The 13,733-nt window shown below is 52.7% G+C and carries 14 protein-coding genes and 1 pseudogene; 13 read left to right on the forward strand and 2 right to left on the reverse strand.

Features of this window, described 5'->3' with window-relative positions; genetic code table 11:
* Positions 1 to 192 precede the first annotated feature (192 nt).
* Positions 193 to 861, forward strand: coding sequence for a restriction endonuclease subunit S (locus A15D_RS14350; RefSeq protein ID WP_102792491.1), 669 nt, complete (start codon positions 193 to 195; stop codon positions 859 to 861).
* 170 nt (positions 862 to 1,031) lie between these two features.
* On the opposite strand, the gene A15D_RS14360 is transcribed toward A15D_RS14350, so the two are convergent.
* Positions 1,032 to 3,356: a heavy metal translocating P-type ATPase gene (locus tag A15D_RS14360; protein ID WP_102792493.1), complete on the reverse strand. Its 2,325-nt coding sequence runs from the start codon at positions 3,354 to 3,356 to the stop codon at positions 1,032 to 1,034.
* A gap of 193 nt (positions 3,357 to 3,549) precedes the next feature.
* Positions 3,550 to 3,909, reverse strand: a complete 360-nt coding sequence (cadR, locus tag A15D_RS14365) for a Cd(II)/Pb(II)-responsive transcriptional regulator (RefSeq protein WP_233192256.1) — start codon at positions 3,907 to 3,909, stop codon at positions 3,550 to 3,552.
* Between the two features lie 143 nt (positions 3,910 to 4,052).
* On the opposite strand from cadR, the gene A15D_RS14370 reads away from it, so the two are divergent.
* The 12 genes and pseudogenes from A15D_RS14370 to A15D_RS14425 all read left to right on the forward strand — a co-directional run bounded on the left by A15D_RS14370 (position 4,053) and on the right by A15D_RS14425 (position 13,727).
* Positions 4,053 to 4,949 (forward strand): cation transporter, encoded by an 897-nt coding sequence (locus A15D_RS14370; protein ID WP_004574643.1) that lies wholly within the window; start codon positions 4,053 to 4,055, stop codon positions 4,947 to 4,949.
* A 3-nt stretch (positions 4,950 to 4,952) separates the two neighbouring features.
* A complete protein-coding gene (gene lspA, locus A15D_RS14375; RefSeq protein WP_102792494.1) occupies positions 4,953 to 5,465 on the forward strand; it encodes a signal peptidase II in 513 nt (170 codons plus the stop codon).
* A gap of 21 nt (positions 5,466 to 5,486) precedes the next feature.
* A pseudogene (locus A15D_RS14380) lies at positions 5,487 to 6,052 on the forward strand (ISL3-like element ISPpu12 family transposase); the annotation flags it as partial.
* 568 nt (positions 6,053 to 6,620) lie between these two features.
* Positions 6,621 to 7,025, forward strand: coding sequence for a MerR family DNA-binding protein (locus A15D_RS14385; RefSeq protein ID WP_102792495.1), 405 nt, complete (start codon positions 6,621 to 6,623; stop codon positions 7,023 to 7,025).
* Positions 7,026 to 7,045: 20 nt separating this feature from the next.
* Entirely contained in the window at positions 7,046 to 7,363 is a 318-nt protein-coding gene (locus A15D_RS17535) for a heavy-metal-associated domain-containing protein (RefSeq protein WP_102792496.1), read from the forward strand.
* A gap of 140 nt (positions 7,364 to 7,503) precedes the next feature.
* Positions 7,504 to 10,038 (forward strand): heavy metal translocating P-type ATPase, encoded by a 2,535-nt coding sequence (locus tag A15D_RS14395; RefSeq protein WP_102792497.1) that lies wholly within the window; start codon positions 7,504 to 7,506, stop codon positions 10,036 to 10,038.
* A 66-nt stretch (positions 10,039 to 10,104) separates the two neighbouring features.
* Positions 10,105 to 10,374, forward strand: coding sequence for a DUF2933 domain-containing protein (locus A15D_RS14400; RefSeq protein ID WP_102792498.1), 270 nt, complete (start codon positions 10,105 to 10,107; stop codon positions 10,372 to 10,374).
* A gap of 24 nt (positions 10,375 to 10,398) precedes the next feature.
* Positions 10,399 to 11,049 carry an isoprenylcysteine carboxylmethyltransferase family protein gene (locus A15D_RS14405; RefSeq protein ID WP_068812488.1) on the forward strand — a complete coding sequence of 217 codons (651 nt, stop codon included), beginning with the start codon at positions 10,399 to 10,401 and terminating at the stop codon, positions 11,047 to 11,049.
* A gap of 10 nt (positions 11,050 to 11,059) precedes the next feature.
* Complete coding sequence (locus A15D_RS14410; protein ID WP_068812742.1) at positions 11,060 to 11,485, forward strand: hypothetical protein; 426 nt, start codon at positions 11,060 to 11,062, stop codon at positions 11,483 to 11,485.
* A gap of 47 nt (positions 11,486 to 11,532) precedes the next feature.
* On the forward strand, positions 11,533 to 11,880 hold the full coding sequence (locus tag A15D_RS14415; protein WP_102792499.1) for a hypothetical protein: 348 nt from the start codon (positions 11,533 to 11,535) through the stop codon (positions 11,878 to 11,880).
* An 11-nt stretch (positions 11,881 to 11,891) separates the two neighbouring features.
* The gene (locus A15D_RS14420) at positions 11,892 to 12,260 is read left to right on the forward strand and encodes a hypothetical protein (protein WP_102792500.1); all 369 of its coding nucleotides are present in this window, start codon (positions 11,892 to 11,894) and stop codon (positions 12,258 to 12,260) included.
* 114 nt (positions 12,261 to 12,374) lie between these two features.
* Positions 12,375 to 13,727: an APC family permease gene (locus tag A15D_RS14425; RefSeq protein WP_102792501.1), complete on the forward strand. Its 1,353-nt coding sequence runs from the start codon at positions 12,375 to 12,377 to the stop codon at positions 13,725 to 13,727.
* The last annotated feature ends 6 nt before the right edge of the window (positions 13,728 to 13,733 follow it).

Genomic DNA, 13,733 nt, shown 5'->3' on the forward strand with positions numbered 1-13,733 from the left:
CTCCATCTACCACTTAATCCGGATACCCAAAATAAGTAGCTATTGTTAAATACTATTCCATCTCTACAGAAAAAAAAGTCATCCATAGAGTGTGCCATAGACTCTGATTACATATTCGATCTACCCGATAGCTGGGCATTCACAACTTGGGGAAGGGTTTCTGAATGGATAACCTATGGTTTTACAAAGCCAATGCCGAAATCGGATTCCGGAATAAAATTACTAACAGCTAAAGATATTCAGCACTTTCAAGTGAAAATCGATGATGCAGGTTTGACAACCTACGATGCATTTAAAAGCCTTTCGGACAAAGATAGACCTATAAAAGGTGATTTGTTAATAACTAAAGATGGCAGTATTGGCAGGGCTGCATTAGTAAGAACTGAGGAAAAATTCTGCATCAATCAGAGCGTTGCTGTTTGCTGGTTGCGATCAACCAAAATGAACAAAGACTACCTTGAATATTTAGCAAACAGTGAATTTACACAGAAATTTGTTAAAGACAAAGCTCAGGGAATGGCAATCCAGCACCTATCTATTATTGATTATGCAAAATGTCCGCTTCCCGTTCCGCCAAAGGAAGAGCAGAACGAAATCGTCCGCCGCGTGGAAGAACTCTTTGCCTTCGCCGATACCATCGAACAGAAAGCTGCTGCGGCACTGGACCGGGTGGATAACCTCACTCAGTCGATATTGGCCAAAGCCTTCCGGGGTGAACTGACCGCCGACTGGCGTGCTGCCAACCCGGATTTAATCAGTGGGGAAAACTCCGCTGAAGCCTTGCTGGCGAAGATTCAGACTGAGCGCGAGGCGTTAAAGAAGCAGCCTAAGAAGCAAGCTGCGGCAAGGAAAAAAGCCTGATGCGGTTACTGTCGTTGACGCTAAGCGGTCAATATAAAGGCCTGAAGGACCAGACCTTTAACTTTGAATCAGCCCAAGGCAACATCGTTGCCTTTATCGGCTTGAATGGGGCTGGCAAGTCCCGAACAGGCTGTTCTATCGTGGGGGGATTACCCCTCGACGTATCCAGCTTAAACCGAACCACGAAGCCGCAGCGAGTTGAATACAACGGACGCTGAACTCAGACTCATCGCCAGGGCTGCAAACATGGGTGATAGAAGCAACCCGGCAAACGGGTACAGGACGCCAGCAGCCAGTGGAACGCCTAACGCATTATAAATGAACGCAAAACCAAGGTTCTGCTTCATATTGAGAACAGTCTTGTTTGACAGGTCCCGGGCAATCGAGATACCCCGCAGGTCTCCTTTTACCAAGGTGATTTGCGCACTGTTCATCGCTACGTCCGTCCCGGTTCCCATAGCGATACCGACATTCGCCTTGGCCAGTGCCGGGGCATCGTTGATGCCGTCGCCCGCCATCGCAACGATGCAACCTTCTGATTGAAGCTTATCAACCAGATTCAGCTTGTCGGCCGGTTTCACTTCGCCATGAACTTCGTCTATGCCTAGTTGTTCGGCGACCGCTTTTGCCGTTGAAATACCGTCACCAGTAGCCATGATGACCCTGATTCCCGCGGCCTTGAGCGCCTGTACCGCTTCAGGGGTGCTCTGTTTGATGGGGTCGGAAACGGCGAGTAGGCCGACCAGTGTGCCGTCAACCGCCAGGTACATCACACTCGCACCCTTTGTCCTCCATCCCTCAGCGGTGGCAGCCAGGCCATCAACATTGACGTTATCCTGCTGCATGAACGCAGTGTTGCCCAACAGCAGTGTTTTGCCTTCAACCTTGCCCCGTACGCCTATGCCGCTACCCGAGTCAAAGTCGTCCACTGGGCTGAGCACCAAATTACGTTCGCGCGCAGCGCTGACAATAGCGTCAGCCAAAGGATGCTCGCTGCCTTGATCGAGGCTGGCAGCCAGGCGCAAGATTTCATCGGCGTCCAACTCGCCAGCGGAAACAGCCTGATCGAATGCTGGTCGGCCTTCTGTCAAGGTGCCGGTCTTGTCTACGATGAGCGTATCGACTTTGCGCAGATTTTCTATTGCTGCTGCATCACGAAACAGAACACCCTTGGTTGCGCCTCGTCCGGTAGCAACCATGACTGACATGGGCGTTGCGAGCCCCAGCGCACAAGGGCAAGCGATGATCAGAACAGCGACCGCATTGATCAGGCCATAGACCCAGCTTGGCTGCGGGCCGAACATGCCCCACACGACCAAGGTGAGGATGGCGATGGCTACCACCGCCATGACAAAGTAACCCGCCACCAAATCAGCCATCCGTTGCATCGGCGCCCGAGAGCGTTGGGCCTGAGCCACCAACTGGACAATTTGTGACAACACAGTGGCCGAGCCGACTTTCTCCGCCCGGATCACAAGTGCACCAGAGGTGTTCATCGTTGCCCCTATGACCTTGTCACCCGGGCGCTTGCTGATGGGTAACGATTCACCAGTCAACATGGATTCATCGAGAGAACTTGCACCCTCTTCAACAATGCCATCGACAGGAACTTTCTCACCGGGACGTACGCGTAAACGATCACCTTCATGCACATGCGTCAGCGGTACATCTTCTTCTGTTCCGTCTGCATTGATACGGCGGGCCGTCTTGGGCGCCAGACCGAGCAATGACCGGACGGCAGCGGATGTCTGGGAACGCGCGCGAAGCTCCAGCATCTGACCAAACAGCGTAAGGGAAATGATCACCACTGCGGCTTCGAAATAAACCGCCACACGCCCCATGGACATGAATGTTTCCGGAAATATACCGGGAGCTACGGTTGCCAGCGTGCTGTAGACGAAGGCGGCACCGGTACCCAAGCCGATCAGCGTCCACATGTTGGGACTGCGGTTGACCACTGATTGCCAACCCCGTACGAAGAACGGCTGTCCGGCCCACAGCACCACGGGAAGCGACAGTACAAGCTCTATCCACGTTTGCGTCGCCATCTCGAACCAGCCAAGCTGTGGCCCAAACATGGCAAGCACCGTGACAATGACGGTAAAAGGCAATGTCCACCAGAATCGCCTGGAAAAATCGTCCAGCTCGGGATTGTCATCTTCCAGACTGGGCATCAGGGGTTCAAGTGCCATGCCGCATTTAGGGCAGGTTCCGGGGTTGTCCTGACGTATTTCCGGATGCATCGGGCACGTATAAATTGTGCCTTTGACCGCTTCCGAGGGAGGTGGCGAGGTTGGTGAAAGAAACTTCTCAGGGTCATGCTGGAATCTATTCATGCATTTGGTGCTGCAGAAGTAGTAAGTTTTACCCGCATGCTCAACATGCTGGGCAGAGTCTGCCGTTACACCCATGCCGCAGACCGGGTCTGTAAGCCCTGAGCCCGTGTGGGAGGGTGTATGGTGATGACAATGAGACTCAGAATTATCGTGAACCATGGATAAGCACCTTTTCAAATAAGCAGGCAGCTTGCGCCGCGTTTTTTGCGGCTTCTTAAAGGAGGAGATTACATGAATCATGATGCCATAAACTTATTAGTTAAAGGGGTAAGCGGATTAAATGGTTGATCTTACCTTTGCATGAGAGTGAGACAGACCGGCATCTCATTGGATTATCTGGTTGATGCTTCACCTACTGCTGGTGCATGTTTCCTTCGCTAATTCCAGCAAGAACCCCACACGCCTCAACTTCCCGGTCATCGTTGCAACTCGCTCTCAGTGAAACGAGTTGTTTCTCAAGCGCTTGCAGAGCGGTTATCTGCGACCGCACATGAGAGATGTGATCATCGAGCAAGGTGTTGACGGCGGTACAAGGGTGATGAGGGTCGTCCTGATAGCTCTGTAGTTCGTGAATCTCAGCCAGTGACAGGCCCAGGATTCTGCAGCGACGGATGAAGGCCAGCCCCTCACCATGCTTCTCGGTATAGACACGGTAACCGTTGTCCTGCCGATCAGGCGGCGGCAACAAGCCCTGCTGTTCATAGAAGCGGATCGTCTGTGTTTAGACCCCTACCAACTGCGCCAACTGACCAATGCGCATCAGCCTCCTCCCCAACGGATTCTTTACTCTATTGACCTTATAGTAGCTTTATAGTTTTAAATGGTACCACAACATTGTTCAAGTGGAGTCGTATCATGAGCAAATCCTGTGGTGGCGCCTGTGGCGGTGATGCAACGTCCGCAGCGGATACCGATATACAGGCCTCCTCCGAGGCGCCAGGGAGATGGGTCAGTGTTTATGCCGTGCCGAAGATGGACTGTCCATCAGAAGAGCGAATGATTCGCCTAGCCCTGAACGGCTTTGAGGAGATTCGGGCGCTGTCCTTCGACTTGTCGAACCGCCGGCTGAAGGTCGTGCATGACGGCGAGGTCGAGCCCGTCACCTCGAAACTGAAGACCTTGGGGCTAGGCGCCTCGCTTCAGGAAACCGTCGCTGCAAATCCGGAGACCATCAAGGCCGCCGAGTTTTCGGCAGCTTCTGCTAAGCAAGAATCCGGGACCCTGCGCTGGTTGCTCGGCATCAATGCACTTCTGTTCGTGGTGGAAATGACTGCCGGTCTGATCGCCCAGTCCACCGGCCTGATTGGAGAATCCCTGGACAATTTTGCCGATGCGGCGGTGTACGGGCTTGCCCTTTATGCGGTTGGACATAGCGTGAAAATGCAGGTACGTGCCGCGCATCTTGCTGGTGTACTGCAACTGATCTTGGCTGTGGGCGTGCTCGTAGAGGTGGTGAGACGCTTTGTATTCGGTAGTGAGCCTGAATCGCTGGTGATGATGGCTATCGCATTCGTCGCATTGATTGCCAATACCAGTTGTCTGCTGCTCATATCCAAACATCGGGAAGGCGGGGCGCACATGAAGGCAAGCTGGATATTCTCGGCCAACGACGTGGTGATCAACCTGGGGGTCATCACCGCCGGCGCCCTGGTCGCGTGGACCGGTTCCAATTATCCGGATCTGATTATCGGCACCATCGCGGGGGGCATTGTACTTAACGGTGCCAGACGCATTTTGGCGTTGAAGGGTTAAATAATGCTCATTATTGGCAAAAAGCTCTCGCCGTATGCCCTGTTGTCCATATCGGGCCTGCTGGCAGCGTCTGATCAGGCTGTAAAGTGGCTGGTGCAGCAATCAATGGCCTATGGCGAGTCTATTTCAGTGACCCCGTTCTTTAACTGGGTGCACGTATGGAACACCGGTGCCGCATTCAGTCTTTTTGCGAATGGTGGAGGCTGGCAGCGCTACTTTTTTATCGGGATCGCGGTGGCGGTCTCGATTTTTCTGATCAAGCTGATCCTTGAAAATCGTCATAAAGGAGAAGCCATCGCTTACAGTCTTATCCTCGGTGGCGCCATGGGCAACCTGATTGACCGGGTCTTTCGCGGCTATGTTGTGGATTCCTTTGATTTCTATTGGCGAGACTGGCATTGGCCGGCCTTCAACCTGGCTGATATTGCAATTGTCCTCGGTGCCTTACTTTTCGTTTCCAGCAGCTTGTTGGGTAAAAAAGCAAACACCAATGCCGAGCCGGATGGATCTGACTGACACCTACGCCTATACAACACCATGACCGAACTTCCCGACAACATCCTTCACCTGCCGCAATACCAAGTACTGGGCTGCAAATCAACCGACGACGAAATGCACTTCCAGGTGGACGTGCCCGATCCCATCGCCTGCGAGGAATGCGGCGTGCAGGGTGAGTTCGTACGGTTCGGCAAGCGTGACGTTCCCTATCGTGATCTGCCCATCCACGGCAAGCGGGTCACTCTCTGGGTGGTCCGCCGCCGATACACCTGCCGGGCCTGCAAGACAACATTCAGGCCCCAGCTACCGGAGATGGTGGACGGATTCCGTATGACACTGCGGCTGCATGAGTACGTGGAGAAGGAATCCTTCAACCACCCCTACACCTTTGTGGCGGCACAGACCGGCCTGGACGAGAAGACGGTGCGCGACATCTTCAACGCCCGCGCCGAGTTCCTGGGGCGCTGGCACCGCTTCGAGACGCCCGCATCCTGGGCATTGACGAGCTATACCTGAACAAGCGCTACCGCTGCATTCTGACCAACATTGAGGAGCGAACCCTGCTCGACCTGCTGGCCACCCGCCGCCAGGACGTGGTGACCAACAGACGCCTAGTTATACTCGGTACCCATAACCCGGGTCAGAATTGGATGGAAACCCTGGGTCAGTTTTGGATGGCAATCAACATGGGGGGCATGCTCAGTGCTTTGGTATTGACATTGTTGGTATTGCCGGCGGTTTATTTGCTTTGGAAGCAGGGCAAGGTAGATGAATAGCTGGACGAAGAACTTACAAGGCCATTACAGCAATGTAATGAACGAGTCACCTTACCGTCAGGTACCCAGCCCTAGGATAGGCCGGATGTTTTCCTATGATCGGCACTTTGCTTTTTTTCATACGTAAGCTGGCGGACAGACAATTGATCGGTACCGACCGAGACAAATACAGCCAGATTCAGGGTGATTGAAATATTGAAAATCAAAAGTGGAAGACTGTTAAAAATTGCTTGACCTGTGTCTTGGACACAGGTGTAAGGTGACAAAAAGCCGGACAAATTCTTTGGATTTTCTCTCGGGTTTAGAACTGATGATTGACTCATATTAAGGCAAGGAACAGATCTTCGGGGTTAATCTGAATCCTGCGATAGTCAGACTGAGCTGCGAGGAGGGCTGTGTGAAAGTTATCGAAATGGCCAGGCGTTTAGGGGTTACGGCCGATACCGTGCGGTTTTATACCCGGATCAAGATTCTGAAACCGGGTAAGAACAAAGCCAATGGATATCGGGAATACAGCGAAAAGGATTACAACCGCTTGCGATTCGTGCTGAGTGCACGGCAACTGGGCTTTTCCGTTGAGGATATTCAGGAAATTTTGAACCACGCGGATAAGAAGAAATCGCCTTGCCCGACGGTGCGCAGCTTGATTGACCAACGCCTGAATGAAACTGAACAACGGTTCGCGGAGACTCTGCAACTGCGGGAACGCATGCAGCAGGCCGTGGTTGAGTGGAGCCAAAAGCCAGATAAGGTGCCGACTGGCCATATGATCTGTCACCTGATTGAAGAGTTTGCCCAGTAAATCAACATAGAGAATTTGCCATGAATACACAGAAATTCGAGAGCCCTACTCATCACCGGGGCGGCTGCTGTTGCGCCAGCAAGTCATCCACTGCAGCTAACACTCGGAGCAGTGTTGACTCAGATAGCGATATCCCGCTGCAGCGGCTACAGGTGCAGGGCGCAACGTGCGGTGGTTGTGTAAGAAGCATTGAGCAAACGCTACGCTCTGTTTCCGGCGTAAGCGATGCGTGTATGGATCTGGCGACGGGTGTCGCTTCGGTCGTTGGCATGGTCGAGTCTAACGCTCTGATAGAGGCGTTGGATCGAGCGGGTTTTCCTTCGACCCAAATCAATTAGTTTATGGCTGATGGTTGGAGTAATTAGCAGTTGGTAAGCCTAAGCATGTTACAGGCGTGAAATCTGGTTTGTTAGCTGCTTAATAAATTGAAAAGAGATTACCCCTTCCGTAAAAAATGGTCTGAAAATTGGAGAAATACATGGATCACCCGACAACTTCTCCTTCGTCGAAATCAGTCAACAGCCCGAAGAGCAAGTCCGTTCAACTGATAGTGCCTGGCATGGGGAGTAACCACTGCGCTGGTCTGATCACCACTTCGGTTGAGCGGCTGCCGGGTATCATCAACCTCACCACTAATATCGCCAATCACCGTGTCGAGGTTGAATTCGACGCCAACCTGACCAGCGACAACCAGATCCGAGGCGCCATTGAAAAAGCTGGCTACGACGTGGCCAGCACGACATCTGCAACACCGGAGACCGGAGGTGAGGCCAGTCTCACTGTCCCCGGCATGGGCAGCGATCATTGTGCCGGACTGGTCTCCAGCTCCATCAAGCGTCTCGCCGGCATCACTGACATTTCCACCAACATTGCCAATCACAAGGTGACGGTTCGTTTTGATGTGGCAACGGTGGATGCGGAAAGAATCAAAGTCGCCATTGAGAAGGCGGGATACGAAGTGGCAGGCGTCAGCGAAAACCGGGCGCAAGCGGACACGGAAGCGGATGAAGCCGTCGAGGAACGCTACCTCGACCAGGCATGGAAACGCCTGTGGTTCGCTGCCATACCCACGACCCTGATCATGGTCCTGATGATGATCCACATGTTCTGGATCCCGGTGCCAGGCTATCTGATTCTGGTTGCGCTGCTCGCCTTTCCCGTTGTGTTCCTTCAAGGTGGTTGGGCTACTCACCGCTCGTCCTGGCGTTCCCTCACCAACCGTACCGCGAACATGGACGTGCTGATTTCCATGGGCAGCCTGCCCCCGTATTTAATCGGCCTTGTGGGTTTCGTCTACCCGATGACTTCCTTTATCGAGATGGCAGCCACCATCATGACCTTCCATATGCTCGGCCGCTATCTGGAAACCCGGGCCAAGGGGCGGGCCTCACAGGCGATTAAAAAGCTGCTCAAGCTGGGCGCCAAATCCGCCTCGGTGTTGCGGGACGGGCAGGAAATTGACGTACCGGTGGCTGAGCTCCGGGTGGGAGACATCATGGTGGTCCGGCCCGGCGCCAAGGTGCCCACCGACGGCGAAATCGTCGAGGGCAATAGTCATCTTGATGAGTCCATCGCTACAGGCGAATCTGTCCCAGTCGAAAAAGGACCAGGAGACACAGTTATTGGTGCCACGATCAATAAAGAGGGAATGCTGCAGGTACGTGCCACCAGGGTTGGTGCCGACACCTTCCTTTCCCAGGTGATTCGGCTGGTGGAGCAGGCCCAGGGATCCAAGGTACCCATCCAGGAATTCGCGGACAAGGTGACCGCGAAGTTTGTCCCGGCAGTCATCCTGATTAGCTTGGCGAGCTTGGCTGCATGGCTGCTGTTTCCGGATACGCTACGCCCCATTCTTTACTGGGGTGCCGGATTTCTACCATGGGTAAACCCGGAACTGTCGCCATTGATGGCGGGCATTCTGTCTGCCGTGGCTGTACTGGTTATCGCCTGTCCCTGTGCCCTGGGGCTCGCTACCCCTACCGCCATCATGGTGGGTTCGGGACTGGGCGCAGAATCCGGGGTGCTGATCCGCTCCGGCGAAGCCATTCAGTCCCTCAAGGACATCAAGGCCGTGGTCCTCGACAAGACCGGTACCATCACCAAAGGCGAACCCGCGCTCACCGACGTGATTGCCACCGCTGGCTTCAACGAGTCTGATGTGCTCCGATTCGCGGCGTCGGTGGAAGCCGGCTCCGAGCACCCCTTGGGACAGGCCATCGTGACCGGCGCCCGGGACAAGGGCCTGGATGTTCCCACCGTCGCCGACTTCCGCGCCATTACCGCCCGCGGGGTGGAAGGCCGCGTCGACGACCAACTCATTCGCGTCGGCAGCCGCCGGCTCCTCAATGAAGCGGACATCGAGCTGGGCGACCTCGAAGAGGCGATGGTTCGGCTGGAAAATGAGGGCAAGACCGCCATGCTGGTGGCCGCCGGCGATCGTGCCGCCGGCATTGTCGCTGTGGCCGACACCATCAAGGAAGATTCGAAAGCCGCCATTGCCGCGCTTCATGCGTTAGGCATTCACACCGTAATGATCACCGGCGACAACGAACGCACTGCCCGCCACGTGGCGAATCAGGTAGGGATAGACGAGGTACTGGCGGGCGTACTGCCGGAAGGCAAGGTGGACGCCATCCGAAAGTTGCAGGAAAAGTACGGTCAGCAGGTGGCCATGGTGGGCGACGGCATCAACGACGCCCCGGCACTGAAGCAGGCCAATGTGGGCATTGCCATCGGCGCCGGCGCGGACGTCGCCATCGAGGCGGCGGATGTCACCCTTGTGAAAGGCGAGCTGTCCAAGGTGGTGGAAGCCATTCGCCTGTCCCGCGCCACTTTCCGCAAGATTGTCGAAAACCTGTTCTGGGCCTGGTTCTACAACGTGGCGGCCATCCCCATTGCCGCGGTGGGTTTGCTCCATCCCATGATCGGGGTGATCGCTATGACCACCAGCTCTCTGTCAGTGATCGGCAACTCTTTGCGTCTCAAGCGGGTAAAACTGAATGTGGATAAGTAATCTGACAACCGATAAACAGTGTCGCCCAATAGGCGGAACATTTCAATTTTATTAGTGAGGTGTGACATGGCAACCCAAAAATCATCATTCTGGTTGACCCCAAAAGGCCTCGCCGCCCTGGGTTTAATTGCAGCAGCAAGCTATTTCCTCTTGATCGAGCACCGGCAACACGTCTGGCAGTTTTTGCCTTTCTTGATTCTCTTAGCCTGTCCGTTTATGCATCTGTTTATGCACGGGGGGCATGGTGGACATGGCCAGCACGAGGATGAATCCGACAAGGCTGCCTATCAGCGTGGGCTGGAAGATGGTCGCAAAGAAAATGAGTATCATCACTAACAGAATATTAACAGGTGAAAAGCTATGCACGGTGAATCTGCTTACGGCCTCTGGACGCTGGTGATACTCAATTCGGCGATATTTATCTTCTTTGCCTTCAGCTTTACCAAGCCGCAAACCAAAACCGATTGGCGAAGCTTTGGCGCTTTCTCGGCGTTTGTTATTGCCCTATTTACTGAGATGTATGGCTTTCCATTAACCATTTATTTTCTCTCCGGCTGGTTGGCGGAAAAATATCCTGGCATTGATTTTCTGTCCCACGAAAACGGCCACCTGTTGCACACGTTGCTTGGTTTTGAAGGTAATCCACATTGGGATCCGCTGCATATCGCCAGTAATGTTCTGATCGTTTTGGGCTTCTTTTTGCTGGCCTCGGCGTGGGGTGTACTGCACAAGGCGCAGCAGACCCGGTCGCTGGCGACCACAGGCTGGTATGCCCGCTGTCGTCATCCGCAATACATTGCTTTTATTCTGATTATGTTCGGCTTCCTGTTGCAGTGGCCAACCATTCCAACGCTCGTGATGTTCCCGATACTGGTAGTGGTCTACGTGCGACTCGCTAAGCGAGAGGAGCGGATGGCGCTGGAAGAATTTGGCGAAATATATCGCCATTATATGGAATCTACGCCAGCGTGGATTCCGAAATTTAAAATCAATGAACCTGAAACTGTCTGAGGATAAAACAATGAAAAATTTAATGTCAGCACTCGCTATTTCCGCATTATTGGCATCTCCAGTCTTCGCCGAAGGTGAGCATCAACATGACGGTGACCCGAACACACAGGGTAAGCAAGGCAGCATGATGATGAGCCATGAGCGAATGATGCCAATGATGCAAGAACACAAAAAATCCATGGAGCGCCTGATGGGTCAGCTGAAAAAGGAAGCAGACCAAGGCAAACGGGATGAACTCATCGAAGCACATATGAAAGAGATGCAGCAATGCATGATGACGCTAAATCAGGGTGAAGGCGACATGGCATCCAGCTCTACCGAAGAGCGCATGAAAATGATGGAAGAGCGTATGGGGATGATGCAGATGATGATGGGGCAGATGATGGACAACATGGTCGAAGCTCGCAAGAGTCGTCCTAAACACATTAAGAAATAAGCAAAGCGGACTATTGATCGTTAGTAATCGATAATTTGGAGAAAGTGGTGGCAGAGCATCGATTAGGAATCAATCCAGGTTTTCTAGCGAAGCACACCTTAAGTTTACGTGGGGTGAATGAAAGCAACGCGCATGCTATCACAGTGGAGTTGGATGGACTTCCTTGTGTTGACCGTGTTTGGCTGAACATGACGAAAGGTAATCTCAAAATCGCCTATGACGCCTCTCACCATAATATCGATGAAATGATAGCCATTGTCGAAAAGCATGGCGCGGTAATTAAAGACAATTGGTGGAGTCGCACCAAGCTGGGTTGGCAACGGCAGACAGATAAAAATATCAAGGATAACGCCAAGCATGAAGCGCATTGTTGCAACAAGATGCCGCCTCAGTAGAGGAAATCGAAATGGGCAAAAAAGAACATCGGCTAGGCGTATCAGAAATCAATCTTGTGGTGCGCCATTTGAAACTGGCACCTGTCGATCAGAACAACCTGCAAGCGATGGTTGCTGAGGTCGATCAGCTTTACGGACTCGACGCCATTTCCTTTGACGAAAAAAGTCATGTTCTGAATCTTGCTTATGACGCCACCAGGATTCGTCTGGATGGTATCGAAGATGTGTTGAAAAAGCATGGCGTCGAAGTAAGTCATGATTGGTGGACGCACTTTAAGGAAGGCTATTACAAATGTATCGATGGGAATGTTAAAGACAACGCCAACCACGAACCTTGGAGCTGTCATCAAATTCCCTTGGTCGCTGGCCGCAAGCGCTAGTGTATACCTCCATGGTTTATGTCGATAAACAGAGAATTGCATTTTTAAGCATCCTGCATACCTTGCACCGAAAGCCCAGACAGGGGGCTTAACTTTTATTTAAAGGAGTCCTGAATGGATGAAAAAGACGCTCGTTCGACACAGTATGACGAAGGTAGCCTCACTCTATCAGGTACGGTAATGCTCGGTACTGGGGTGATGATCGGGGCGGGAATATTCGCGCTAACCGGTCAAATGGCAGAGATGACTGGTGCATTATTCCCACTGGCATTTCTCGCGGCCGCTATCATCGTTGGTTTCAGCGCTTACTCCTACATCAAAATGTCCAATGCCTACCCATCAGCAGGGGGGATTGGCATGTATTTGCATAAGGCCTATGGCGACCGGTTGCCCACTGCATTTAATGCGCTACTAATGTATTTTTCGATGGTCATCGCTCAGAGCTTTCTTGCGCGCACGTTCGGTTCCTACACCATGCAATTGTTTGGCGGTGACCCATCAGGACAAATGACGCCTATACTCGGCGTCTCCCTAATTCTGGCGGCGTTCATTGTGAACCTGCTGGGTAATCGGCTGATTCAAGGGGTTGCAGGGTTTATCGGTCTACTGAAAATTGGCGGGATCCTGATTTTTGGCCTCGTAGGCATCTGGTTAGCTGATAGCCTGGCAGTGGACTTTGACCATGTAAGCGAGACCGGTTCAGCTAGTAATTTCCTCGGTGCCACAGCGCTGGGGATTCTGGCATTCAAAGGCTTTACCACGATTACCAATAGTGGTTCCGAGGTGATCGATCCACACCGCAATGTTGGTCGCGCGATTGTTATTTCGATTGCTGCTTGTGTCGTCATCTATACATTGGTTGGTTTTTCGGTGGCCAGTAACCTCTCACTCAGTGAGATTATCGAGACCCGTGATTATTCCCTGGCTGCAGCCGCTCGACCCGCACTCGGTGAGTATGGCGTGTGGTTCACTGTTGCGATTGCCATGCTTGCGACGGCGGGTGGGATTCTTGCCAGTGTTTTTGCGGTCTCCAGGATGCTCGCGATGCTAACAGAGATGAAGTTGGTGCCTCACCGACACTTCGGTATGCCTGGCAGCATTCAGAAACATACATTGGTATACACCGTGGTACTCGGTCTTGTGCTCACAGCGTTTTTTGATCTTTCCCGTATAGCAGCACTTGGCATCGTTTTCTATCTAGTGATGGATATCGCCATTCATTGGGGTGTTCTGCGCTACTTGTTGGACGATGTTAAAGCTAAAAGCTGGGTTCCCGTCACTGCGATTATATTAGATTTGCTTGCACTAAGCGGGTTTGTTTGGGTGAAGTTGAATTCAGACCCATTTGTGTTGGGTGTGGCCGTTGTCACAATGATGCTAATCGCTATCGGCGAGCAACTATTTCTGGGATCTAAAAAACGAAAGCAGGTTGTGCACCTGAGTCAGGATAATGAACATCACCATTAAAAATGG

Origin of the sequence: Alcanivorax sp. MD8A (genome assembly GCF_002888555.1) — a bacterium.
Lineage (GTDB): Bacteria > Pseudomonadota > Gammaproteobacteria > Pseudomonadales > Alcanivoracaceae > Alcanivorax.

Bases quoted from the DNA above. Each gene is read 5' to 3' on its own strand.
- A15D_RS14350 (WP_102792491.1), top strand. From the start codon at position 193: ATGCCGAAATCGGATTCCGGAATAAAATTACTAACAGCTAAAGATATT.
- A15D_RS14360 (WP_102792493.1), bottom strand. From the start codon at position 3,356: ATGGTTCACGATAATTCTGAGTCTCATTGTCATCACCATACACCCTCC.
- A15D_RS14370 (WP_004574643.1), top strand. From the start codon at position 4,053: ATGAGCAAATCCTGTGGTGGCGCCTGTGGCGGTGATGCAACGTCCGCA.
- lspA (WP_102792494.1), top strand. From the start codon at position 4,953: ATGCTCATTATTGGCAAAAAGCTCTCGCCGTATGCCCTGTTGTCCATA.
- A15D_RS17535 (WP_102792496.1), top strand. From the start codon at position 7,046: ATGAATACACAGAAATTCGAGAGCCCTACTCATCACCGGGGCGGCTGC.
- A15D_RS14395 (WP_102792497.1), top strand. From the start codon at position 7,504: ATGGATCACCCGACAACTTCTCCTTCGTCGAAATCAGTCAACAGCCCG.
- A15D_RS14400 (WP_102792498.1), top strand. From the start codon at position 10,105: ATGGCAACCCAAAAATCATCATTCTGGTTGACCCCAAAAGGCCTCGCC.
- A15D_RS14405 (WP_068812488.1), top strand. From the start codon at position 10,399: ATGCACGGTGAATCTGCTTACGGCCTCTGGACGCTGGTGATACTCAAT.
- A15D_RS14410 (WP_068812742.1), top strand. From the start codon at position 11,060: ATGAAAAATTTAATGTCAGCACTCGCTATTTCCGCATTATTGGCATCT.
- A15D_RS14420 (WP_102792500.1), top strand. From the start codon at position 11,892: ATGGGCAAAAAAGAACATCGGCTAGGCGTATCAGAAATCAATCTTGTG.
- A15D_RS14425 (WP_102792501.1), top strand. From the start codon at position 12,375: ATGGATGAAAAAGACGCTCGTTCGACACAGTATGACGAAGGTAGCCTC.